The following is a 23,451-nucleotide window of genomic DNA, read 5'->3' as shown; positions in this document are numbered from 1 at the left end:
GCGCGCCGCAGGTGTGACGCCGGCGCCGGGAACTTCGACCCGGTCGTCGTGCGTCAAGAAAAGGTGAACAATCGGCTCCGGTTCGTACCGGACCGGAGCTGATACCGGCTGGTTTCAGCCACAATCGGGCACACCTGTCCACCGGCCCAGAAATGATCATCAAGCTTTGTGTGCCAGAGTTGCCCAACCCTGCCCGATCGCCCGTACCCTACGGGCCAGGCCGTGCTGCCAGACGGGGGCGGGTCGTCGATGAGCAAGTGGAGCACGGTGGGACCCAGGTGAACCGGACGATCATGCTGCCGGCCTCCCTCGACGAGGCCGTCGAGGCGCTTGCCGCCACCCCGGCCGCGGTACCGGTGGCCGGCGCCACCGACCTGATGGAGGCCGTCAACGCCGGGCGGCTGCGCCCCGCCGCCCTGATCGGCCTGGGCCGGATCACCGAGCTGCGCGGCTGGCGCTACGAGGACGGCGGCACCGCCGTCCTCGGCGCCGGCCTCACCCACGCCCGGATGGACCGCCCCGACTTCGCCGCCCTGATCCCCGCCCTGGCCGACGCCGCGCGCACGGCCGGGCCCCCGCAGGTGCGCAACGTCGGCACCCTCGGCGGCAACATCGCCACCGCCGCCCCGGCCGGCGACACCCTCCCGGTGCTCGCCGCCCTGGAAGCCACCGCCACCCTCGCCCGGCCCGGCGCCACCCGCGAGGTCCCGGTCAGCCACCTGCTGACCGGGCTGGACCCGCTGCGCCCCGGCGAGCTGCTCACCTGGGTACGGGTCCCGCTGCTGCACGCCCCCCAGGTCTTCCTCAAGGCCACCGGCCGCAGCGGCCCGGCCCGCGCCACCGCCTCGGTCGCCGTCGTGCTGGACCCGGCCCGCCGTGCCGTGCGCTGCGCCGTGGGCGCCGTCGCACCGGTGCCGCTGCGGCCCCTGGAGGCCGAGACCTGGGTCGCCAGCTGCATCGACTGGGACGGCTCGCGCGAGATCGACCCCGCCGCCACCGCGGCCTTCGGCGAGTACGTGGCCGCGGCCTGCGTCCCCGACAGCTACGCCGCGGAGGGCCCCTGGGAGGCCGTGACCGAGGGGCCGACCGCCGCCGCCGTCCGGCTGCGGCGTACGGTATCGGTGCTGGCCCGCCGGGCACTGGGAAGGGCGCTGAAGTGACCACCGAATCTCTCGACTCCGGCCCGCTCGACCCGGCTCCGCCGGTGAGTGCGGAGATGCGCCCCTGCGCCTCGTACACGCTGCGGGTCAACGGCTTCGAGCGCCCCGTCACCGACGCCTGGATCGGCGAGAGCCTGCTGTACGTGCTGCGCGAGCGGCTCGGCCTGGCCGGCGCCAAGGACGGCTGCGAGCAGGGCGAGTGCGGGGCCTGCTCGGTGCAGGTGGACGGGCAGCTGGTGGCCGGCTGCCTGGTCCCGGCCGCGCTGGCCGCCGACAGCGAGATCAACACCGTCGAGGGCCTCTCGGCCGGCGGCGCCGCCAGCGACGTCCAGCAGGCGCTGGCCGAGTCGGGCGCGGTGCAGTGCGGCTACTGCACCCCCGGCATGGCGATGGCCGTGCACGACCTGCTGCAGCGCAACCACCGGCCCAGCGAGGTCGAGGCCCGCCAGGCGCTCTGCGGCAACCTCTGCCGCTGCACCGGCTACCGCGGCGTGCTGGCGGCCGTGCAGACCGTCGCCGAGTCGCGGGCGGCCGAGGCCGAGCAGGCCGAGGAGAGCACCGCCCCGGCCGAGGAGGGCGCCGCCGAGCGGCCCGCCGCGGCCCCGGTGGTCACCGAGCAGTCGGCCGCCGACGTCCCGCTGGCCGGCGAGCTCCCGGTCTACGCGGACTCCGACGCCTGGGTCGAGCACGTCCCGCAGCCGCCGGCGGCCGGGCCGCCGCCCGCCGGGCACCAGGGACATCAGGACCACCAGAGCCACCAGGGACATCAGGACCACCAGGGGCATCAGGACCACCAGAGCCACCAGAGCCACCAGGGACAGCCGCAGCACCAGGGACAGCCGGGGCAGCCGGGCGCCGGGCCGTCCGGCGAGCACCTCGGCGGCCCCTACGGCGACGGCGCCGGCCCCAGTGGCGGGCCGACCGCCGCCGGCACCGGCACCGGCATGGGGATGGCCTACGGCGGCCACGAGCAGGGCGGGCAGCCCGGCGCTCCCTACGACACCGGCGTGTACGACACCGCGGTGCTGCCGCCGGTGCCGTCCTTCCCCACCCAGCAGGGGCCCGCCGGCCAGCAGAACGGCCAGGGCTACTACCAGCAGCCCGGGTACCCCGAGGGGGCCTACGCCGGCCCGCCCGCGCACGGCACGCCCGCGCACGGCACCTACCTGCCCGGCGCGCCCGGCTACCAGGAAGCCCCGTACGAGGGCATGCCCTACCAGGTCCCCGGCCAGCAGAACGGCCAGCAGCACGGCCAGCAGGGCGTGCCCTACCCCGGCCCGGCCTACCGCAGCGGCGAGTACGACACCACCGACTTCGAGCACGCCCCGTACGACGGCCCGGTCTACGAGAGCACCCCCGCGCACGGCACCGCCTTCGACGGCACCGGCTACGACGGCACCCCGGCGCAGGGCACCCCGTACATCCCCACGCCCCCGCACGGCGTCCCGACCGACGGCGCCCCGGCGGGCGTCCCGTACGGCGCCGACCCCGCGCACGGCATCGTCCCCCAGCCTTCGGGGACCTCCATTCCCGAGGACCGCCACGCATGACCTCGCCCAGCGACATCGCGGCAATGCCCCCCGCGGACAACGCCCGGCCGGACGGCGGCGACGGCGAGCAGCCCGAGCCGTTCGGCCTCGGCAGCTCCCCGCTGCGCACCGACGCGCTCCCCAAGGCGCTCGGCATCTACCCGTACGCCTCCGACCTGTGGGCCGAGGGCCTGCTCTGGGGCGCCGTGCTCCGGGCCCCGCACCCGCACGCCCGGATCCTCTCGGTCGACACCTCCGCCGCCCTCGCGCTGCCCGGCGTCCGCGCCGTGGTCACCGCCGACGACCTCCCCGCCGGCCCGGACGGCGGCCACGACGGCGCCCCGCACGGCCCGGTGGTCGCCGACCGCCCGATCCTGGCCGCCGGCGTGGTGCGCCACCACGGCGAGCCGGTCGCCGCGGTCGCCGCCGAGCACCCCGACACCGCGCGGCTGGCCGCCGCCCTGATCGTGGTCGAGTACGAGCTGCTGGAGCCCGTCACCGACCCCGAGCAGTCCTTCACCGCCCCGCCGCTGCACCCGGACGGCAACCTCTTCCGCCACCTGCCGCTGCGCACCGGCGACCCGGAGGCGGTCGGCGAGGTCGTCGTCGAGGGCCTCTACCAGGTCGGCCGCCAGGACCCGGCGCCGCTCGGCGCCGAGGCGGGCCTCGCGGTGCCCCGCCCCGACGGCGGCGTCGAACTGCACCTGTCCTCGACCGACCCGCACGGCGACCGCGACCGCACCGCCGCCTGCCTCGGCCTGGAGCCCGACCGGGTGCGCCTGGTCGTCACCGGTGTGCCCGGCGCCACGGCCGACCGCGAGGACCTCTCCTTCCAGGTCACCCTGGCCCTGCTCGCGCTGCGCACCGGCCGCCCGGTGAAGATGACCCTCACCCGTGAGGAGTCCTTCCACACCCACACCACCCGGCACCCGGCCCTGCTGCGCTACCGCCACCACGCGGACGCCGAGGGCCGGCTGGTGAAGGTCGAGGCGCAGATCCTGCTGGACGGCGGCGCCTACGCCGACGTCTCCGCCGAGGCACTGGCCGCCGCCACCGCCTTCTCGGTGGGCCCGTACGTCTGCCCGAACGTCTTCGTGGACGCCTGGGCGGTGCGCACCAACAACCCGCCGGCCGGCCGGATGCGCGGCGAGGGCGCCCTGCAGACCTGCTTCGCGTACGAGTCCCAGCTCGACCAGCTCGCCGTCCGGCTCGGCCTGGACCCGGTGGAGATCCGCCGCCGCAACGCGCTCGCCACCGGCGACTCGATGCCCACCGGGCAGGCCGTCACCTGCCCCGCGCCGGTCACCGCCCTGCTGGACGCCGTCGCGTCCGAGCCGCTGCCCGCCCTGCCGGTGGACGACCCGGACGCCGACTGGCTGCTGCCGGGCGGGCCCGGCGGCGCCGGCGACCCCGCCTCCGTGCGGCGCGGCATCGGCTACGCGGTCGGCATGGTGCACATGCTCGGCGCCGAGGGCGAGGACGAGGTCTCCACCGCGACCGTCCGGGTCAGCGGCGACCACGCCACCGTGATCTGCGCCGCCGTCGACTCCGGCCAGGGCTTCGCCACCCTGGCCCGGCAGATCGTGCAGAGCGTGCTCGGCGTCAGCGAGGTCTACATCGCGCCGGTCGACAGCGACCAGTCGATCGCCGGGCCGTCCGCCCGCGGCCGGCACACCTGGGTCTCCGGCGGCGCCGTGGAGCGGGCCGCGCTGATGGTCCGCCACCAGCTGCTCCAGCCGATCGCCGCCAACTTCGGCATGTCGGTGGAGCTGCTCTCGATCGCCGACGGCAAGATCACCTCCTACGACGGCGTGCTCGGCATGCCGGTCGGCGAGGCTTTGGAGGGCAAGGAGCTCTGGGCCACCGCCCAGTGCCGCCCGCACCCGACCGAGCCGCTCGACGAGGCCGGCCAGGGCGACGCCTTCGTCTCCATCGCGTTCTGCGCGATGCGGGCCGTGGTGGACGTGGACATCGAGCTCGGCGCCGTTCGGGTGGTCGACGTCACCGTCGCCCAGGACGTCGGCCGGGCGCTCAACCCGCGCCAGATCGAGGACCGGATCGAGGCGGGCGTCGCCCAGGGCGTGGGCCTGGCCCTGCTGGAGGACCTGCGCACCGAGGGCGGCCTGCTGGTCAACCCCTCGCTCACCGGCTACCGGCTGCCGACCGCCCTGGACACCCCGGAGGTCCGGATCGCGGCCCTGCTGGAGGAGCGCGACGTGGTCGCCACCTTCGGCGCCAAGGCGGTCAGCGCGGCCCCCGCGGTGGTGGCTCCCGCCGCGGTCGCCGCCGCCGTCCGCGCGGCCACCGGCCTCCCGGTGGGCCGGCTGCCGATCCGGGCCGAGGACGCCGTCAGCGCCTGAACCCCGTCGCCCGAGCCCTGTCGCCCCAACCACGACGGCCGATCATCCACGCCCTCCCGCTCCCGCTCCGGCGGGGGCCGGGAGGGCGTCGTCGTGGTGGCGGGTCGCGACGGCCGGGGCGTCGTCGCAGGCCCGGCCGCGTGCGGGGGAGCGGAATCCCGCCGCGGGATTCCCGGGGAATGCCCGAAGAATTGCACGAAGAATTGCCGGTCGGCATATTTCTGCCGACCGGCAATTCAAGGGGAGGCCATGACGGGAATCGAACCCGTGTAAACCGCTTTGCAGGCGGTTCCCTAAACCACTCGGGCACACGGCCGTGGGGGTGACGCGGGCTCAGCCCGTCGTCGGGGGGAAGAAGCTGCGCTCAGGCGCAGGGACAGGGCCGACAACACCGGGGAGCGGCACAGGTGCGGGGCGCCGAGAGGGCCACCGGCTTCCTGTTCATGTCCAACTCCTGTCGTCGCGCTGTTCGGTGAATTCATCTTATGCGGACCTGGGTGGGGTGCGTCAATATCTATTGTAAATTCCGTGTGGCGGCTTCGGCGGCGGTGCGTGCTACGGTCGAAGGCAGGCGAGCGATCGCCCCGGACGAGCGCGTCGTACCCGGCACGACAAGACGGCGCAGGACAGCGGCAACCCGGCCGCTGGTCACTGCGAAGGATCGGTTCCGTCATGGCCTGGCTCGTGCTCCTCCTCTCCGGCGTCCTGGAGACCGTCTGGGCGGTCGCCCTCACGAACTCCAAGGGGTTCTCCCGCCTCGTCCCCACCCTCGTCTTCGCCGTCGCCCTGGTGCTCAGCATGGGCGGCCTGGCCTACGCGATGCGCTCGATCCCGATCGGCACCGGCTACGCGGTCTGGGTCGGCATCGGCGCGATCGGCACCGCCCTCTACGGCATGACGGCCCTCGGCGACCCCGCCACGGCGGCCCGGATCGGCTGCCTACTGCTGATCGTCTCCGGCGTGGTCGGCCTCAAGGTGCTGCACTGACCTCGCCCGGTGCCCGGGCCGGGGCGCCGGGCCTAGGACTCGCGATGTAGTCGATCAAGGTCGCAGGTCAGGGGTCACCGGAGTCGTAGCGCCTTACCATGGCGGGTATGACCACAGCCTCCCCCACCTCGGTCGACCCTGCCCCCGACCGGCTCCCCCCAGGCAAGGACGACTCCGACGGGGTGATGGGCGGGCGCTACCGGGCACTGACCCTCGGCATCGTCTCGGTGGTGCTGCTGCTGGCCTTCGAGGCGACCGCGGTGAACACCGCGATGCCGGTGGCGGCCCGCCAGCTCGACGGGATCGCGCTCTACGCCTTCGCCTTCTCCGGCTACTTCACCACCACGCTCTTCGCGCTGGTCGTCTCCGGCCAGTGGTGCGACCGCAGCGGCCCGTTGCGGCCGCTCTTCACCGGCATCGCGGTGTTCGCCGCCGGCCTGGTGGTGGCGGGCACGGCGCCGGGCATGTGGACGTTCGTGGCGGGCCGCGCGGTGCAGGGGCTGGGCGGCGGGCTGGTGATCGTCGCCCTGTACGTGGTGGTCGGCCGGGCCTACCCCGAGCGGCTGCGGCCGGCCGTCTTCGCGGCCTTCTCCTCCGCCTGGGTGCTGCCCTCGATCGTCGGTCCGGTGGTCTCCGGCGCCGTCACCCAGCACCTCGGCTGGCGCTGGGTGTTCCTGGCCGTGCCGGTGCTGGTCCTGCTGCCGCTGGCGGTGATGGGCCCGGCGCTGCGCCGCTCCGAGAAGGAACAGCCGGCGGCCACCGGGGAGCCGTTCGACCGGCGCCGCAGCGGCCTGGCCGCGATGGCCGCGCTCGGCGCCGGACTGCTGCAGTACGCGGGCCAGCGGCTGGACCTGCTGGGGCTGCTGCCGGCCGTGGCGGGGGCGGCGCTGCTGCTCCCGGCGGTGCTGCGGCTGCTGCCGCCCGGCACCCTGCGGGCCGCCCGCGGGCTGCCGACCGTGATCCTGCTGCGCGGGGTCGCGGCGGGGGCGTTCTTCGCCGCCGAGGCGTTCATCCCGCTGATGATGGTGACCCAGCGCGGCCTGTCGCCGACGCTCGCCGGGCTCACCCTGACCAGCGGCGGCCTGTCCTGGGCGCTGGGCTCCTGGCTGCAGGGCCGGCCGGGGGCGGAGAAGTACCGCGACGCGATGATCCGGTCGGGCTTCGTGCTGACCGCGGTGGCGATCGCGGGCGCGGCCCTGGTGCTGGTCCCTGCGGTGCCGACCTGGGTGACCGCGGTGGCCTGGGCGGTCGGCGGGATCGGGATGGGCCTCGCGGTGGCCAGCATCAGCGTGCTGATGATGAAGCTCTCCACCCCCGAGGAGGCCGGGGCCAACTCGGCCTCGTTGCAGATGAGCGACGCGCTGGGCAACGTGCTGCTGGTGGGCCTGGCGGGGGTGCTGTTCGGCGCGCTCGGCGGCGGCTCGCTCGCCGCCGCCCACGAAGGGGCGGAAGGCACCGGCTCGGCCGGTGCCTTCGCGGTGATCTTCCTGACCATGACCGGGGTGGCGCTGCTGGGCGCCGTGCTCGGCGGCCGGACCAGGGCCCGGGCCTGAGGGCTCAGCCGGCCGCCGCGGTGGCGGGGGCCGACGCGGCCGGCGGGGCGGCGGGGGTGCCGAGGAAGTTCTCCCAGCCGCCGGCCGGCGACTGGCCCGGGTTCAGGCCCTGCAGCTTGCGCAGCACCGCCGGGTCCTGCGCCTCCAGCCAGTTGACGAGCTGCCGGAAGGACACCAGCCGGACCTCGGGCCGGCTCGCGATGGTGGTCAGCACCTCCTCGACGGCGTTCATGTAGATGCCGCCGTTCCACTGCTCGAAGTGGTTGCCGATGTAGAGCGGCGCCCGGTTGCTGGTGTAGGCCCGCTCGAACCCGGCGAGGTAGGCGTCCCGGGCCTGGGTCTGCCAGGCGGGGTACATCCCGGAGTCGCCCTTGGTGTTGTTGCCGGACTGGTTGTACATGATGTTGTAGTCCATCGAGAGCACCTGGAAGCTGTGCCCGGGGAACGGGACGGACTGCAGCGGGAAGTCCCAGAGCGCGCCGCCCTGGAACTTCTGCGGCCAGACCTGGAGCCCGCCGGGGCCGCTGCTGTCGTACTTCCAGCCGCGCTTGGCCGCGGTCGGCAGCAGTCCGCGCTGCCCCTCCAGGCACGGGGTCCGGCCGCCGATCAGCTCCTTGCGGTAGTCGAAGGGCAGCGCGGGCAGGTCGGTGAAGCCGGTGTTGGTCCGCCAGTTCATGACGAAGCCCATCGCCTGCTCGATCTCGCTGTCCCACTCCTCGGGGGACCACTTGCCGCCGCCGTTGGCGCCGCAGAAGTGCCCGTTGAAGTGGGTGCCGATCTCGTGGCCCTCCAGCCAGGACGCCCCGATCTGCTCGATCGTGTCGTGGATGTGCTGGTCGGTCAGGTACCCGATGTCGGAGGCGCCGACGTTGTGCTGCGGCGGACGGTAGAGGTCCTTCTTGCCCTCGGGGAGCATGTAGATCCCGCTGAGGAAGAAGGTCATCGAGGCGTTGTGGTCCTGGGCGAGCTTGCGGAACCGGGTGAACAGCCGGTTGTCCAGCTCACCGGCGCCGTCCCAGGAGAACACCACGAACTGCGGCGGACGCTCACCGGGCTTCAGCTGCTCGGCCTTCGGCTGGTTCGGCTGCGGGCCGGTGTCCGAGGTGGAGCCGTCGCCGATGGCGGTGGCCGGCGGCTTGGGGACGGCCGTGGGGCTCTCCGTGCGCGCCGCCGGGTCCGCCTGGACCGGTGCGGGGGCCGCCGCCTGCCCGCCGCCCGTGCCGCTGCCGGAGCAGCCGGCCGCCAGGGTGGCGGCGGTGGCGGCACCCGCGGCCAGCAGAGTCCGACGGGAGAGCGCGTCCATGGTCACTCCGTTCGTGAGGAAGTCCGGACGTCCAGTCCGACAAATGGGGTGATAGGCCTTCGGGCCCGATGTGCGGACAGCATGGCATGCCGCCCGGTCACCTGGGCGTACGTGCCACGCGATCCCCCGGGCGGGCGCCGGGTGATCGCCCGATCGGAGCAGCAGCCGGGCGAGCCGGAGGGAAAAACGGGATGAACCGGCGTCAGATGGGAGAAATCGCCGAGCCGTCCTGCTGAGTGGCAGCCGGCCCGAGCGGGGGGACGGTCCCATGTGGCAGGCGCTGCTCGACACCTACCGGGAGCGGATCGTCGACAGCGGCCGCCAGCCGCTCTTCCTGCTGCTGGTCGGCCTGATCGGCGCCTTCCTGTTCATCCGCTTCAGCGTCCGGATGATCCGCCGCGGCACCAGCTGGTGGCCCGGCAACGTCACCCCCGGCGGGCTGCACATCCATCACGTGGTCTTCGGCCAGGCCCTGATGGTGATCGCCGGCATCGGCTCGTTCACCGTCCGGGGCTGCGGCGAGGCGCCCTGGGACATCCTCGGACTGGCCTTCGGCATCGGCTGCGGACTGGTGCTGGACGAGTTCGCGCTGGTCCTGCACCTGGAGGACGTGTACTGGAAGGAGCAGGGCCGCAAGTCCGTGGACGCGGTGATCATGGCGGTCGCCTTCATCGGCCTGCTGCTGGTCGGCGAGCTGCCGCTGGGCGGCTTCCAGCGGCACCTGACGGCCGGGCAGCTGATCGTCGCCGCCGTACTGCTGGCCCTGGTCGTCGTCAGCCTGCTCAAGGGCAAGCTGTGGACCGGTCTGATCGGCCTGATGGTCCCGTTGCTGCCGCTGGTCGGCGCGATCCGGCTGGCCCGGCCGCAGAGCCCGTGGGCGCGCTGGCGCTACCGCAGCAGGCCCAAGCGGCTCGCCCGGGCCGAACGCCGGGACGCCCGGATCCACCAGCGGATCGTCCGGTTCAAGACCTCCGCCTACAACGTGCTGGCCGGGGCACCCGACCGGGCCCCCGGGGGCGGGGCCCCGCCGGCCGTCGAGGGCGGACCGGCCCCCGCGCCCGCGCCCGCGCCCGCGCCCGCGCCCGCGCCGGCGCCGGCGCCCGGGCCGCGGCCCGGCCCGCCGCCCGCGCCCGAGCCCGAGCCGGGCCCCGCCCCCGGACCCCTGCGGCCGCTGCCGCCCTGGCGGGCCCGCTGCGCGTCGGCGGCCGAGTGGTACCTGCGGGCGGCCGCGGTGCTCAACCTGGTCGCCGCCCCGGTCGCGCCGTTCCGCGACCGGGTCCAGCGGGCCAACTCCGGCGAGTACTTCACCCCCGTCCTGATGACGGCCGGCTTCACCGCCGCGCTCTTCGCCGGCCTGCTCGCCGTCATGCTGCGCCGCCGCAAGCGGGCCGCCTGGATCGTCGCCACCACCGTGGTGGGCCTCTACACGGCGGTCTTCGTGCTGGCGATGGTGCTGCTGCCGGAGGACCGCGCCCACCCGTTCAACTGGATCTCGGTCGTCCTGAGCCTCGGCCTGCTGGCCGCGCTGGTGCTGGGCCGGCCCGCCTACCGGGTCCGCGGCCAGCACGGCAACGTGGCGCTCGGGCTCTGGGTGCTGATCGGCGGCTCGGTCGTGGTGACGACGCTGGGCGCCGTGCTGGTGCGGCTCGCCTCGCCCGGGGAGACCCCGCCGAGCTGGGGCGCGAGCTTCCTCTACGCGTCGCTGCGGCTGTTCACCGTCTCCGGCATCGTCCTGGACACCGGCATCGACCTGGCCGGCTGGGTCGATCTCACCCTCAACATCCTAGGCGCGGCGCTCTTCCTGCTCGTCCTGCGGGTGTTCTTCCGCTCCCCGCGCGGCCGGGTCCGGATGGGGGACGAGGACGAGCGGCGGCTGCGGGCGCTGCTGGAGCGCCAGGGCGAGCGCGACTCGCTCGGCTACTTCGCGCTGCGCCGGGACAAGTCCGTCTGCTGGTCGCCGTCCGGCAAGGCCGCCGTGCTCTACCGGGTGGTCTTCGGGGTGGCGCTGGCCTCCGGCGACCCGGTCGGCGACCCCGAGGCCTGGCCGCAGGCGATCGAGGAGTGGCGGGCCTCGGCCCGGGCCAACGCCTGGGTGCCGGCCGTCACGGGGGCGAGCGAGCAGGCCGGCACCGCGTACGGGCGGGCCGGGCTGAAGGCGCTGGAGTTCGGCGACGAGGCGGTGGTCGAGGTGGCCGGGTTCAGCCTGGAGGGCCGGTCGATGCGCCCGCTGCGGCAGGCGTACAACCGGGTCCGCAAGTCCGGCTACCGGGTGGTGGCGCGCCGGCACCGCGACATCCCGTCGGCCGAGCTGGAGGACCTGGTGCGGCTGGCCGACGCCTGGCGGCACGGCCGCACCGAGCGGGGCTTCTCGATGGCCCTCGGCCGGCTCGGGGACCCCGCCGACGGCGACTGCCTGATGCTGGAGTGCCGGGACGAGAGCGACCGGGTCTGCGCCCTGCTCAGCTTCGTCCCCTGGGGCGGGCGCGGGCTCTCCCTCGACCTGATGCGCCGCGACCGGGAGTCCGACAACGGCCTGGTCGAGTACCTGGTCACCGAACTGCTGCTGAGCGCGACGCGCGGCGAGCTGGCGGTCGACCGGGTCTCACTGAACTTCGCGATGTTCCGCTCGGTCTTCGAGCAGGGCGGGCGGCTCGGCGCCGGACCGGTGCTGCGGCTCTGGCGCTCCGTCCTGCTGCTGTTCTCGCGCTGGTGGCAGCTGGAGTCGCTGTACCGGGCGAACGCCAAGTACCAGCCGGCCTGGCACCCGCGGTTCCTGCTGTACGAGCGCTCCTCGGAACTGTTCGCGGTCGTGGCGGCCAACGCCGCCGCCGAGGGCTTCGTCACCCGGCCCCGGCTGACCGGGCCCAAGCTGCCGTGGACGCGCGACTGAGCGGCGCCCGGCCCCGTTCGGAGCAGCCCGCGGGACGCTTCGGACGGGCTCGGTCGCACCACCGGTGACCTGCGAGGACGCCGCCCACGCGGGCCCTGGCGCGGACCTCGGCGGCGGGGCGCCGGGCGGTGCCGGGCGGCCGGCGCCGGTTCACTGGCCGCAGCGCGGCAGAGCGGGAGCGAGAGGGGCACCGGGGTGGGCGGGCAGCAGAGCAGGAGTCCCTGGCCGGGCACGCTGGCCGTCGGCGCGGCCCTGGTGCTGGGCGCCTGGATGCTGCACGACGGCGGGCGCACCCTGCCGCCCCTGCCGGGCGCCGGGCAGCGGATGGCCGGCTTCGGGCCGGTCTCGGTGGTGCCGCCGCTGGACGCCTCCACCCCGACCCGGATCAGGATTCCGGCCGTCCGGCTGGACGCCCCCGTCACCGGGCTGGGCCTGGACGGCGCCGGGCACCTGGAGCCCCCGCCGGAGACCGACCGCAACCTGGCCGGCTGGTACCGGGGCGCCGTCACCCCCGGGCAGCGCGGCACCGCGATCCTGGCCGGCCACGTCGACACCCGCAGCGGTCCGGCGGTCTTCTACAGCCTGGGCGCCCTGCACCAGGGCGACCGGATCGAGATCGCCCGGGCGGACGGCAGCACGGCGGTCTTCCAGATCTACGCGATCGAGGTCTACGACAAGCAGGAGTTCCCCGACGACCGGGTGTACGGCCAGGCGGGCGACGCGCAGCTGCGGCTGATCACCTGCGGCGGCGGCTTCAGCGAGCGGGACGGCTACCGGGGCAACGTCGTGGCGTACGCGTTCCTGGTGGACACCGTGCGGGGCAAGCGGGCGTGACGGGGCGCGGCGCCTGCGCCGGCGGGATGCGGGCGGGGCGCGGGCGGCCGGGGGCGTCGGGGCGTACGGGCCGCCCGGGCGTCAGCCGAGCAGTTCGGCGAGCGCCCGGTCGGCGTCCAGGTGGTGGTGCTCCTCGCCCTCGGGGACGGCCCGGAAGCTCAGCCGCAGGAAGTGCCGCAGGCCGGGGGTGTCGAACCGGAGCACGGCCACCCCCTCGGCGGCGCGCAGCTCGACCGTGGTCTGCGGGCCGGGCCCCGGCCGGACGTGGACGTCCCCGATCCCGGCCGGCCGGTCGAGGCCGGCGGCCAGCAGCTGCCGGGCGAAGACCCAGGTCACCTCCGCCCCGGCCGGCCCGTCGTCCGGCCCGGTGGCGTCCAGCGAGTACTCGGCGGGGAAGAGCATCCGGACGGCCAGCGGGTCGTCGGCGCGGTAGCGCAGGGTGACGCCGAGCAGCGCGGAGCGCCGGGTGGAGAGGACGAGGCGGGCCTGCACGGTCTGCTCGACGGCGGGGGTGGGCACGGGGTTCCTCCGAGGGTACGAGTGGGGCCCGAGTGACGGACGGTGCTGCTGCGGCCCCACCTGAGGAGAGAGTCGCGGGGGCGCCGCCGATTACCCGGCTTCACCCCTCCGGTCATAGTGACGCGGATCACAGGGCGATGGGAAAAGTAGTACCGAATTGACCCCAGAATCAGTACCGTTTCGGTATGGCGATGAATCTGCGACTGACCGACGAACAGCAGGAGGCGCTCCGCGAGCGGGCCGAGGCGGAGGGCCGCAGCATGCACGCGGTGGTCGTCCGGGCGATCGAGCGCTACCTGGACGAGGGCACCGACCGCGAGGCCGTGCGCAAGCTCGGTGCCAAGTACGCCGCCCGCCACTCCGACCTGCTGCGAAGGCTCGGGGAATGAAGTACCTGAGCGTGATGGAGATCCTGGAACTCGCCGAGTACGCCTGTCAGGAGCAGGAGGTCGGCGTCCGCGACCTCGGCCTGCTCTCCTCCGCCGCGCACCGGCCGGAGTCCCAGATGTTCGGGGTCGAGGCGTACCCCGGCCTGTTCGAGAAGGCGGCCGCGCTGCTGCACTCGCTGGCGATCAACCACCCCTTCGTCGACGGCAACAAACGGACGGCGTGGATGAGCGCGGTGGTCTTCCTCGACCTGAACGGGGCGGAGATGACCGGCATCGACCAGGACGCCGCATACCTGCTGGTGGTGGGTGTCGCGGCCGGTGAGATCGGCGACGTGGACGCCATCGCGGAGCAGCTGCGGGCGCTCCACCAGGGGCAGTCCTGACCCCCGTCCGCCCTCCGTGTCGGGCGCCGCTCCGGCGCCCGGCCCGGTAGGCTAGGCGGGTTGTCCGACCGCCGCCCGACCGCGGGGCGGGGCCGCTAGAGTGCCCCTGACCTGCGACGATCCCCCTCGGAGACCGTGAGTACCGCAGCCGCTTCCGCCGCCATGTCGCCCCTGTTCTCCGACGCGGTCGAGCCGCACGCACCGGTCCGCCCGGCTGCCGCGGGGGCCCCGTCGCACCACCTCTCGCCGGCCTTCCCCGGGCGTGCGCCCTGGGGTACGGCGGGCAAGCTGCGGGCCTGGCAGCAGGGTGCCCTCGACCGGTACATCGAGAAGCAGCCCCGCGACTTCCTGGCCGTCGCGACCCCCGGCGCCGGCAAGACCACCTTCGCGCTCACCCTGGCCTCGTACCTGCTGCACAACCACCTGGTGCAGCAGGTCACCGTCATCGCGCCGACCGAGCACCTGAAGAAGCAGTGGGCCGAGGCGGCCGCCCGGATAGGCATCAGGCTCGATCCGGCGTACTCCTCGGGGCCCCTGTCGAAGGACTACCACGGCATCGTGGTCACGTACGCGGGCGTGGGCGTCAACCCGATGCTGCACCGCAACCGCACCGAGGCCCGCAAGACGCTGGTCATCATGGACGAGATCCACCACGCCGGTGACTCGAAGTCCTGGGGCGAGGCCTGCTTCGAGGCCTTCGAGCCGGCCACCCGCCGGCTCGCGCTGACCGGTACGCCGTTCCGCTCCGACACCAACCCGATCCCCTTCGTCCAGTACGAGGCGGGCAGCGACGGCATCCGCAAGTCGGTCGCCGACTACACCTACGGCTACGGGCACGCCCTCGCCGACCACGTCGTGCGCCCGGTGATCTTCCTCTCCTACAGCGGCAACATGCGCTGGCGCACCAAGTCCGGCGACGAGCTGGAGGCCCGGCTCGGCGAGCCGATGACCAAGGACCTGATCGCCCAGGCCTGGCGCACCGCGCTGGCGCCGCAGGGCGAGTGGATCCCGAACGTGCTGCGGGCCGCCGACAAGCGGCTCACCGAAGTCCGCAAGGCCATCCCGGACGCGGGCGGACTGGTGATCGCCACCGACCAGAACGCGGCCCGCGCCTACGCCAAGATGATCCGCGAGATCACCGGCGAGGGCGCGACCGTGGTGCTCTCCGACGAGACCGAGGCCTCGCAGCGGATCTCCGACTTCTCGGCCGGCACCTCCCGCTGGATGGTCGCCGTCCGGATGGTGTCCGAGGGCGTCGACGTGCCCCGGCTCGCGGTCGGCGTGTACGCCACCTCGATCTCCACCCCGCTGTTCTTCGCCCAGGCCGTCGGCCGCTTCGTCCGGGCCCGCAAGCGCGGTGAGACGGCCTCGGTGTTCCTGCCGTCCGTCCCGACCCTGCTCGGCTTCGCCAACGAGATGGAGCTCCAGCGCGACCACGTGCTGGACCGGCCGAAGAAGGAGGGGGACGGCCTCTTCGACGAGGAGGACCGCCTGCTCGCCGAGGCCGAGCGCGCCAACGACGGGCCGGACGGCGCCGGCGGCGACGAGTTCTCCTACGAGGCGATCGGCTCGGACGCGGTCTTCGACCGGGTGCTCTACAACGCCATGGAATTCGGCATGCAGGCGCACCCGGGCAGCGAGGAGGAGGACGACTACCTCGGCATCCCCGGCCTGCTGGAGCCCGACCAGGTGCAGATGCTGCTGCAGAAGCGCCAGCACCGGCAGATCCAGCGCAGCAGGGCGAAGCCCGCCGAGGAGGCGGACCTGCTGGAACTCCCGGCCGACCAGCGGCCGGTGGTCACCCATCAGGAACTGCGGGACCTGCGCAAGGAGCTCAACGGGCTGGTCGCCGCCTGGCACCACCGGACCAGCCAGCCGCACGGCACCATCCACAACGAGCTGCGCCGCCAGTGCGGCGGGCCGCTCACCGCGCAGGCGACGGCCAATCAGCTCAAGGCCAGGATCGCCAAGGTCAAGGAGTGGGCGGCCTGACCGCCGTTCCCCGTCGGCCTGTTGACGGGGCGTGAGGTACGGGGTTGGACGCCGGTGCGGGGCGCACCGGCGCGGCCCGGGCCGGTTCTTCGCGGCCCGGCCGGCGGGCGCCGGTCCCCGGCCGGGCCGAAGCGGGCCGGGCCCGAAGCGGGCCGGGTCGAACTGTGCCGGGCCGGGCCGACCCGAGTCCCTCGGGTCGGCGTCCCCGGGGGAGCGGCGTGCGGCCGCGACGCGGCGCGCGGGTGGCGGTGCGGCAGGTCCGCCCGGCGGATGACCGCCGTCCGGCCGGGGCGGGCCGGGGGCCGCCGCACGGTCACCGTGCGGCAGATTCCCGTCGATTGTCTGACGCAGCGTAACCAAATGGTCATGGGGGATTAATGGGATGGCGGAGAATTCGTGGAGACATCCGGTGTGATCATCCGCTAGTGTTCCGCGTGCTACGCCGCCACGGGGGGACCGCCACGGCTTCGGGCCGTCACGGGCGGCCCGCCGGGGTCTCGTCGAGGACGAACGGTGTCGTGTCCCTTCCTCTTCGAACGCTCCGCCCGAGCGTTCCGTCCGGGCGGCCGGAGACCCCAGCCGCCCGGTCCTGTCCTCACAAGGAGCAGACCGAACGTGTCGTACCCCCAGAACAACGCCCAGCAGTCCGACAAGTCCAAGGTCGTCGCGGGCGTCCTGCAGATCTTCCTCGGCGGCTTCGGCGCCGGCCGCTTCTACACCGGCCACACCGGCATGGCCATCGCCCAGCTCCTCACCTGCGGCGGCCTCGGCGTCTGGGCCCTGATCGACGGCATCATCTTCCTCACCAGCAACGACCGCACCGACGCCCAGGGCCGTCTGCTGAAGAGCTGAGCCATGCGCTCCCCGCGCCCCGCGCGCGAGCCGCGATCCCTCCGCCCCGGTGACCGTACCCGGGGCGGAGGCTTCGCCGTTCCCGTGGCCGTCCGGCTGCGCACCGCGGCCGCGCCGCTCGGGCTGGCCGCCGCCGGCGCCGCCGGGGCGGCCTACCTCTGGTCCCGCGATCCGCACCTGCCGGGGCAGCTCCTGCCGTTCTGCCCCTGGTACCGGCTCACCGGCCTGCAGTGCCCCGGCTGCGGCGGCACCCGGATGGCCTTCGACCTGCTGCACGGCGATCTCGCCGCGGCCTGGCACGACAACGCGGTGCTGCTGCCGGCGCTCCCCGCGGTGGCCGCGCTGTACCTCACCTGGCTGCGGCACGGCCTGGCCGGGCGGAGCTGGCGGCCGGTGCTGGGGCGCCGGGGGACGGCCGCGGTCCTCGGGGTGGCCGTGCTCTGGACGATCACCCGCAATCTGCTCTGAAACCGGCATTCCGGCCGGGTGGGTGTCCGAAGTCCGGACTGTGATCGAACTGGTGCACAGGAAATCTTTGTGAATTAGGCGCTTCTGTCCGGGTTTGTCGGATCGAATCAAAACGATCATGACCGAATTTTGGACAAGCACTTCCCCAGTGAGCATCTCCTTCACTACCTTTCCCCCACGCTCACTCGCCAGGCAATCCCCCGCGAGCGGGGCACCCCCGCAGGGCCGCACGCCCGTCAACGACGACGGCACCGGCGTGCCCTGGCGCGGCCCACCCAACCTGCGCGCGACACCCCCACCCGGACGGCCCAGCCCCTCCGGTGACCGCCGCGGAAAGGAATGCGCGTCGTGACTGCCGAGACCTCACAAACCCTGGACCGAGGAGTACGGGTCCTCAAACTGCTCGCCGACTCGGAGCGCGGGCTGACCGTCACCGAGCTGGCGGCCCGCCTCGCGGTCAACCGCACCGTCGTCTACCGGCTGCTCGCCACCCTGGAGCAGCACGGGCTGGTCCGCCGCGACATCGGCGGCCGGGCCCGGGTCGGCCTCGGTGTCCTGCGGCTCGCCCACCGGGTCCACCCGCTGCTGCGCGAGGCCGCCCTGCCCGCCCTGCGCAGCCTCGCCGAGGACCTCGGCGCCACCGCCCACCTGACCCTGGTGGACGGCAACGAGGCGCTCGCCGTGGCCGTCGTCGAACCCAGCTGGACCGACTTCCACGTCGCCTACCGGACCGGCCTGCGCCACCCGCTGAGCGAGAGCGCGGCCGGCCGGGCGATCCTGGAGGCCCGGGGCTTCCCCGGGCAGCGCAGGCCCGAGGACGGCTTCGTGATCACCCGTGCGGAGGAGCAGTCCGGCGCCAGCGGGGCCGCCGCCGCGCTGGTCGGACTGAGCGGCATCGAGGGCAGCGTCGGCGTGGTGATGCTGAACGGGCTCGTCCCCGAGCGGGTCGGCCCCCGGGTGGTCGAGGCCGCCACCGAGGTCGCCGACGCGCTGCGCTGACGGCCGGCGCCGGCGACCGGCGCGGCCGGGACCTCGTGCCCGGCCCCGCCGGGCGCCCCCGGTGTGTTTGGATGCCTCTGTGCCCGACCAGAAGCTGCCCCCCGCCCTGACCGCCCCCCGGACGCGCGCGCTGACGCTCTGCGGCGTGCTGGTCGCCGCGCTGTTCGGTGTGGCGGCCTTCGTGCCGCTGCCGTACACCCTCACCATGCCCGGCGTCACGGCGGACACCCTGGGTGACTACCAGGGGCGGCCGGTGATCACCATCACCGGTGCGCCGGTGCGCCCGACCGACGGACAGCTGCGGATGGTCACCATCTCGGCCACCAACCAGGACGAGCGGACCAATCTCTGGCGGGCCCTGCAGGCCTGGGCGGACCCGGACGAGGCCGTCCGGCCGACCGACTCGGTCTACCCCAAGTCCGACCCGGTGAAGTCCGAGCAGGTCAACGCCCAGCAGATGACCGAGTCGCAGGACAGCGCCACGGTCGCCGCGCTGGACTACCTCCACCTCTCCCCGGCCCAGGTGAAGGTCAAGATCGACCTGGGCGACATCGGCGGCCCCAGCGCGGGGCAGATGCTGGCGCTCGGGATCGTCGACAAGCTCGGCGGCGACGGCGGCAGCCTCACCGCGGGCCGGACCGTCGCCGGCACCGGGACCATCGACGACGAGGGCAATGTGGGCGCGGTCGGCGGCGTCCCGCTGAAGACCCAGGCGGCGGCGCGGGACGGTGCCACGGTGTTCCTGGTCCCCAAGGGCGAGTGCTCGGACGCCAAGGTGAACACCCCCGAGGGGCTCCGGCTGGTGCCGGTCTCCACGCTCGCGGAGTCGGTCTCGGCGCTCAAGGCGCTGCGGGACGGCGGCGAGGTGCCGAGCTGCTGAGGGGCGCCGGGCCGCTGAGGTACCGGGCCACCGGCGTGCTGTGATGCTGACGCGCCGAGGCGCCGGGCCGCCGGCGTCCGTGCTGCTGAGGTGCTGAGGCGCTGAGGTACCGGGCCGCCGGGAAGCTGTGCCGCTGGGGCGCCGGGCTCGTCGGGCCCGCCGCGCCTGCCGGGCCGCCGTGCCGTCGCCGGTGCCCACGCGCGATCCGTCGGCCGCCGTAGGGGCCGGGCGCAACCCCGTTCGCCCGGCCGGTGGGGGCAGGGGCGTCAGAGGCCGAAGGCCACCGCGAGGAAGTCGTCGCTCAGCCGGGTGCGCAGCTGGGCGGCGATGGCGGCTAACCGGTGCGCCTGGGCCATCGGCAGGGAAACCGACACGGCGGCGATGCCGTAGCCGGCCACGATCGGCACCGCCGCGCCGGCCGTGCCGAGCACGTACTCCTGGTACTGCGTGATCGGGGTCGCCCGCTGCGGGCCCTGGCGGGGCAGCAACGGCAGGTGGGCGGGCTCCCGCAGGGTGTACGGGGTCAGCGGGACCATCGGGTGGCGGGCCAGGTGCGAGCGGCGCTCCTCGGCGGACATCAGGGCGAGCAGGGTCTTGCCCGCCGAGTGGGCGTGCGCGCCCGAGCGGTAGTTCCGCTGGTCGATCAGCGGCGCGCCGGGGGCCGGCACGGAGGCGACCAGCTCCACCTCGCCGTGGCGGTAGCGGGAGAAGTAGACGGCGGCGGACAGCTCGTCCGACAGCAGGGTGAGCAGCCGGGTGAGCCGTTCCCGGCCCGCCACCGGGGTCTCCCGCCCGGTGAGCCCGGAGACCGCCGGGCCGGTCAGGTAGCGGCCGTCCAGGCGTTCCAGGTAGCGGTCGTGCACCAGGGTCCGCAGCAGGTGGTAGGTGGTGCCGAGGGCGAGCCCGGTGTCCCGGGCCAGCTGCTTGGCGGTGGCCCCGCCCGGGTAGCGGGCGGCGGCCTCCAGCAGCCGCAGGGCCCGCTGGGCGGAGGTGATCAGGGTCGGCGCGGCGTCGGCCGCGGGCGTCGTGGCGGCGTTCACCGGGCGGCCTCGCGGGTGGCCGCGGGGCCGGCCGGAGGGGACGTCATGGCGGTACCGAGAGATGACTGAACGTTCATGCACGGATCATGGCCGCACGAGCCGCTGGCATATGCCTCGGCTGACGGCGGGTCGCCTCGATTCGTGCCGTGCCGCGCCCCCGGGCGGCCGGATCCCCGCCGGGCCGTCAGGCGGCCTGGCCATCAGCGCCCCTGAGGTGCCCTCACTCCGCGGCGGCCTGGTCCACCAGCGGCAGGATCCGGTACGGCACGGGGTTCTCCAGGGCGATCGCGGTGGAGGAGCGGACGATCCCGTCGAAGCCCACCACCCGGTCGATCACCCGTTGCAGATCGGCGTTCGAACGGGCCACGATCCGCACCATCATGTCCCCGTGCCCTGTGATGGTGTGCAGCTCCAGCACCTCGGGCACGGCCGAGAGGTGGGCCCGTACGTCGGCGCCCTGGCCCTGCGAGATCTCCAGGGTGGCGAAGGCCGTGACGGGGTAGCCGAGCGCCGCCGGGTCGACCTCCGGGCCGAACCCGCCGATCACCCCCTTGGCCTGCAGCCGGTCCAGCCGGGCCTGCACCGTGCCACGGGCGACCTGCAGCCGGCGCGAGCACTCCAGCACCCCGATCCGCGGCTCCTCGGCCAGCAGCCTGATCAACTTCCCGTCCAGGGCGTCGATCGCGTCGTTCACCGACCCGGCCGGGCGGGCGGCCGCCGGGCCGGCCGCGGCACCGGCCGACCCGGGCGACCCGGGCGAGCCGGGCGAGCCGGGCGAGCCGGGAGAGCCCGGGGACCCGGGAGAACTGGGGGAGTTGGCGGGGGGCATCGCGGGCTCCGTCCGGATGGGCATTCTGTACAACCGTGCCGCCAATTCTCCGGCCCGGCAGCGCACCTTGACCAGGATGAATCGGAACAGTTGCGCATCGGTGTGCGGGGCGCCACCCTCCAGCGACACCCCGCGGGCCGGCCCCCACCGCCCGTCGGGACGCGTACTGGTCCGCACGCCCACCGGGAGGGCTCGTCATGACCGAAACCGCCGCCGAACACGCCACCGAACACGCCACCGTGCACACCTTCCGCACCCGCACCCGAACCGACCGGGGCGGCGGCCGGGGGTCCGGGTACGACCTGGCCCCGGAGGCCGGCCCGGACGCCGGACCCCGCACCCGCCCGGGGGGACACCCCGGCCACGGCCCCGTCGCCGCCCCCGCTCCCGGCGCGACGGCGACGGCGACGGTGGTGACCGACGACGACGGCGGGCCGTTGCCCGGCGGCCGCACCGACGCGGTGGTCTTCGTGGTCCGGGACGCCGAACGGGCCGCCCGGCGCTACCTCGACCTGCTCGGCCTCAGCTGTACCGCCTACGCCGGGCCGGACACCGGCGAGCCGGAGACCGTCTCCTACGTGCTCCAGGGCCCCGGCAGCAGGTTCGTGCTGACCTCCGTCGTCCAGGTCGTCGGCGAGCGCGGCCGCACCCTGGCCGCCCACCTCGCCAGGCACGGCGAGGGCGTGGTCGACCTCTCCGTCGCCGTGCCGGACGTCCACTACGCCTACGACTTCGCGGTCGACCGGGGCGCCCGCTCGTACGCCGAGCCGTACGAGATGCGGGACCGCCACGGGTCCGTGCTGATCGCCGTCATCGGCGCGCCGGGCGGCATCCGGCACACCCTGGTCGACCGCTCCCGGTACGCCGGCCCCTACCTGCCCGGGTTCGTCGCACCGACGGCCGGACGCATCGTCAGAAACACCGCAGTGCAGGTGGATTGACGGTACTGACGGCTCAGCGCACCACGGTCTGGACGTCCGGCTCGTGCCCGTTCCAGGTCACGAAGACGGAGTTGGCGTCGCCGCCCTTGGAGAAGTCGATCCGCATCCACTGGTCGCCGTGCCAGACCTGCATCTGCCAGCCGGGGTCGGGCGTCGCGGAGACCAGCTCGGCACTGCTCGGCCGCAGGTCCAGCGCCACCTTGCCGCCCGGCACCAGGAAACTGCGCACCGAGGTCTCGGCCGGCTTGCGGGAGGCCGCCGGGGCCGCCGCGGTGGTCGGGGCCGGCGCCGGGGGCGGCGTGGAGGTGGCCGGTGCGGCGGCCCGCTGGGTCGCCGTGCCGAGCGCGGCCTCCGGGGTGGACTCCACCCGGGAGGCCGAGGGCGACCGGGTGGCCGACTCCGCCGCCGCGACGTCCTTGGCGGCGGGCGAGGGCAGCGGCAGCGCCGTCGGCTGCTCGAAGGCCGCGCCGGTCAGCACCGCGTGCACGCCGAACCAGGACAGCGCCACCGCCGCGCCGGTGGCCGCCGCCCAGGCGCCGAGTTGAACCAGTCCGTTCCGCATCGCCCGCTCATCCTGCCGTATCGGGACGAGCACCAGCTCAGCACCCCTGGCCTTCGGAAGGGAACTTGCACAAACCACCCGGACCCGATCGGGATGCAGCTGATATCCGTCCGAGACCGACCGGGCCCGCCACCCCGGACCCCGCCGCCAACTCCACCCCGAGGTACAGACCACCTGACCTGGATGGCGTACCGTGCTGGCCCATGGCAACAGTGCTCGTGGTCGAGGACGACCCCTTTGTACGCTCCGCCCTCATCCGGCACCTGACCGACTCGGGGCACGCGGTCCGCAGCGTGGGTACCGCTCTTGAGGCCCTGCGCGAGGTCGCCCAGGTCGGCTGCGACCTGGTGATCCTGGACCTCGGGCTGCCCGACCTGGACGGCAGCGAGGCGCTCAAGATGATCCGCGGCCTCACCAACGTCCCGGTGATCATCTCCACCGCCCGGGACGACGAGGCGGAGATCGTCCGGCTGCTGAACGACGGCGCCGACGACTACCTGGTCAAGCCCTTCTCCGGGGAGCACCTTTCGGCCCGGATGGCCGCCGTGCTGCGCCGGCTCGGCGGCGGCACCGCCCCCGCGGCGAAGATCCTGCGGGTCGGCGGCCTCGCCATCGACCTGCAGCGCCGCGAAGCCGCCCTGGACGACCGCCGGCTCGACCTGACCCGGCGTGAGTTCGACCTGCTGGCCTTCCTGGCGGCCCGTCCGGGGGTCGTCGTCCCGCGCAAGGAGATCCTCGCCGAGGTCTGGCGGCAGACCTACGGCGGCGACCAGACCATCGACGTCCACCTCTCCTGGCTGCGCCGCAAGCTGGGGGAGACCGCCTCCAACCCGCGTTACCTGCACACCGTGCGCGGGGTCGGCGTCCGGCTGGAGGCGGCCGGACAGGCCCCCGGGCCGACATCCGCGGAGCACCGGAGGTGAGGCGGGCACCGGGCGGACGGGGGGCGCCGGGACCCCGGGGCGCGTCGGACCGGCCGTC

The 23,451-nt window shown here is 74.5% G+C and carries 21 protein-coding genes, 1 tRNA gene and 1 riboswitch; of the genes, 16 read left to right on the top strand and 6 right to left on the bottom strand.

The features are described 5' to 3' along the window. Positions 1-293: 293 nt before the first annotated feature. From IE329_RS33995 to IE329_RS33985, 3 genes are read left to right on the top strand one after another with little or no spacing between them, the layout of a single operon-like run. Positions 294-1,160: an FAD binding domain-containing protein gene (locus IE329_RS33995; RefSeq protein ID WP_190214895.1), complete on the top strand. Its 867-nt coding sequence runs from the start codon at positions 294-296 to the stop codon at positions 1,158-1,160. Further along, entirely contained in the window at positions 1,157-2,710 is a 1,554-nt protein-coding gene (locus IE329_RS42125) for a (2Fe-2S)-binding protein (protein WP_373311383.1), read from the top strand. Before IE329_RS33995 ends, IE329_RS42125 begins: the two co-directional genes overlap by 4 nt. Then, positions 2,707-5,049 carry a xanthine dehydrogenase family protein molybdopterin-binding subunit gene (locus IE329_RS33985; protein ID WP_190214886.1) on the top strand — a complete coding sequence of 781 codons (2,343 nt, stop codon included), beginning with the start codon at positions 2,707-2,709 and terminating at the stop codon, positions 5,047-5,049. Before IE329_RS42125 ends, IE329_RS33985 begins: the two co-directional genes overlap by 4 nt. A gap of 244 nt (positions 5,050-5,293) precedes the next feature. Here the strand turns inward: IE329_RS33985 and IE329_RS33980 are convergent. Beyond that, a tRNA-Cys gene (locus IE329_RS33980) sits at positions 5,294-5,365 on the bottom strand. Positions 5,366-5,619: 254 nt separating this feature from the next. Next, a riboswitch (guanidine-III (ykkC-III) riboswitch) is annotated at positions 5,620-5,675 on the top strand. Positions 5,676-5,721: 46 nt separating this feature from the next. Here IE329_RS33980 and IE329_RS33975 point away from each other — a divergent pair. Together IE329_RS33975 and IE329_RS33970 are read left to right on the top strand one after the other, a co-directional pair. Beyond that, positions 5,722-6,036, top strand: coding sequence for a DMT family transporter (locus tag IE329_RS33975; RefSeq protein WP_190214885.1), 315 nt, complete (start codon positions 5,722-5,724; stop codon positions 6,034-6,036). 107 nt (positions 6,037-6,143) lie between these two features. Continuing rightward, positions 6,144-7,589 carry an MFS transporter gene (locus IE329_RS33970; RefSeq protein WP_190214884.1) on the top strand — a complete coding sequence of 482 codons (1,446 nt, stop codon included), beginning with the start codon at positions 6,144-6,146 and terminating at the stop codon, positions 7,587-7,589. 4 nt (positions 7,590-7,593) lie between these two features. On the opposite strand, the gene IE329_RS33965 is transcribed toward IE329_RS33970, so the two are convergent. After that, positions 7,594-8,892, bottom strand: a complete 1,299-nt coding sequence (locus IE329_RS33965; RefSeq protein WP_190214883.1) for a polysaccharide deacetylase family protein — start codon at positions 8,890-8,892, stop codon at positions 7,594-7,596. A gap of 268 nt (positions 8,893-9,160) precedes the next feature. On the opposite strand from IE329_RS33965, the gene IE329_RS33960 reads away from it, so the two are divergent. Next, the gene (locus IE329_RS33960; RefSeq protein ID WP_190214882.1) at positions 9,161-11,782 is read left to right on the top strand and encodes a phosphatidylglycerol lysyltransferase domain-containing protein; all 2,622 of its coding nucleotides are present in this window, start codon (positions 9,161-9,163) and stop codon (positions 11,780-11,782) included. A 270-nt stretch (positions 11,783-12,052) separates the two neighbouring features. After that, a complete protein-coding gene (locus IE329_RS33955) occupies positions 12,053-12,616 on the top strand; it encodes a class F sortase (RefSeq protein ID WP_190214894.1) in 564 nt (187 codons plus the stop codon). Between the two features lie 81 nt (positions 12,617-12,697). Here IE329_RS33955 and IE329_RS33950 read toward each other — a convergent pair whose 3' ends face one another. Continuing rightward, entirely contained in the window at positions 12,698-13,135 is a 438-nt protein-coding gene (locus tag IE329_RS33950) for an SsgA family sporulation/cell division regulator (protein WP_190214881.1), read from the bottom strand. Between the two features lie 185 nt (positions 13,136-13,320). Between IE329_RS33950 and IE329_RS33945 the strand changes: the two genes are divergently transcribed. From IE329_RS33945 to IE329_RS33915, 7 genes are all read left to right on the top strand, one after another. Continuing rightward, on the top strand, positions 13,321-13,524 hold the full coding sequence (locus IE329_RS33945; RefSeq protein ID WP_373311382.1) for a ribbon-helix-helix protein, CopG family: 204 nt from the start codon (positions 13,321-13,323) through the stop codon (positions 13,522-13,524). Beyond that, positions 13,521-13,907, top strand: coding sequence for a type II toxin-antitoxin system death-on-curing family toxin (locus IE329_RS33940; protein WP_190214880.1), 387 nt, complete (start codon positions 13,521-13,523; stop codon positions 13,905-13,907). The genes IE329_RS33945 and IE329_RS33940 overlap by 4 nt, the downstream gene beginning before the upstream one ends. Before the next feature lie 162 nt (positions 13,908-14,069). Continuing rightward, entirely contained in the window at positions 14,070-15,899 is a 1,830-nt protein-coding gene (locus IE329_RS33935; RefSeq protein ID WP_229927986.1) for a DEAD/DEAH box helicase, read from the top strand. A gap of 615 nt (positions 15,900-16,514) precedes the next feature. Beyond that, the gene (locus IE329_RS33930) at positions 16,515-16,751 is read left to right on the top strand and encodes a TM2 domain-containing protein (protein ID WP_073923030.1); all 237 of its coding nucleotides are present in this window, start codon (positions 16,515-16,517) and stop codon (positions 16,749-16,751) included. A gap of 3 nt (positions 16,752-16,754) precedes the next feature. Then, positions 16,755-17,219: a DUF2752 domain-containing protein gene (locus IE329_RS33925; RefSeq protein WP_190214879.1), complete on the top strand. Its 465-nt coding sequence runs from the start codon at positions 16,755-16,757 to the stop codon at positions 17,217-17,219. Positions 17,220-17,567: 348 nt separating this feature from the next. Then, positions 17,568-18,218 carry an IclR family transcriptional regulator gene (locus IE329_RS33920; RefSeq protein WP_073923031.1) on the top strand — a complete coding sequence of 217 codons (651 nt, stop codon included), beginning with the start codon at positions 17,568-17,570 and terminating at the stop codon, positions 18,216-18,218. A gap of 79 nt (positions 18,219-18,297) precedes the next feature. Further along, on the top strand, positions 18,298-19,098 hold the full coding sequence (locus tag IE329_RS33915; protein WP_229927983.1) for a YlbL family protein: 801 nt from the start codon (positions 18,298-18,300) through the stop codon (positions 19,096-19,098). Between the two features lie 266 nt (positions 19,099-19,364). On the opposite strand, the gene IE329_RS33910 is transcribed toward IE329_RS33915, so the two are convergent. Continuing rightward, the gene (locus tag IE329_RS33910; protein ID WP_190214878.1) at positions 19,365-20,138 is read right to left on the bottom strand and encodes an IclR family transcriptional regulator; all 774 of its coding nucleotides are present in this window, start codon (positions 20,136-20,138) and stop codon (positions 19,365-19,367) included. Between the two features lie 220 nt (positions 20,139-20,358). Next, entirely contained in the window at positions 20,359-20,832 is a 474-nt protein-coding gene (locus IE329_RS33905; RefSeq protein ID WP_190214877.1) for an Lrp/AsnC family transcriptional regulator, read from the bottom strand. A gap of 332 nt (positions 20,833-21,164) precedes the next feature. On the opposite strand from IE329_RS33905, the gene IE329_RS33900 reads away from it, so the two are divergent. Beyond that, positions 21,165-21,908, top strand: coding sequence for a VOC family protein (locus IE329_RS33900; RefSeq protein WP_190214876.1), 744 nt, complete (start codon positions 21,165-21,167; stop codon positions 21,906-21,908). A 13-nt stretch (positions 21,909-21,921) separates the two neighbouring features. On the opposite strand, the gene IE329_RS33895 is transcribed toward IE329_RS33900, so the two are convergent. Then, entirely contained in the window at positions 21,922-22,470 is a 549-nt protein-coding gene (locus IE329_RS33895; RefSeq protein WP_190214875.1) for a hypothetical protein, read from the bottom strand. 203 nt (positions 22,471-22,673) lie between these two features. Between IE329_RS33895 and IE329_RS33890 the strand changes: the two genes are divergently transcribed. Continuing rightward, positions 22,674-23,393, top strand: coding sequence for a response regulator transcription factor (locus IE329_RS33890; protein WP_190214874.1), 720 nt, complete (start codon positions 22,674-22,676; stop codon positions 23,391-23,393). Positions 23,394-23,451: the final 58 nt, after the last annotated feature.

This window comes from Kitasatospora indigofera (genome assembly GCF_014655955.1).
Lineage (GTDB): Bacteria > Actinomycetota > Actinomycetes > Streptomycetales > Streptomycetaceae > Kitasatospora > Kitasatospora indigofera.
Note: the sequence above shows the minus strand (reverse complement) of the source record. Positions and strands in the feature narration are given on the sequence as shown.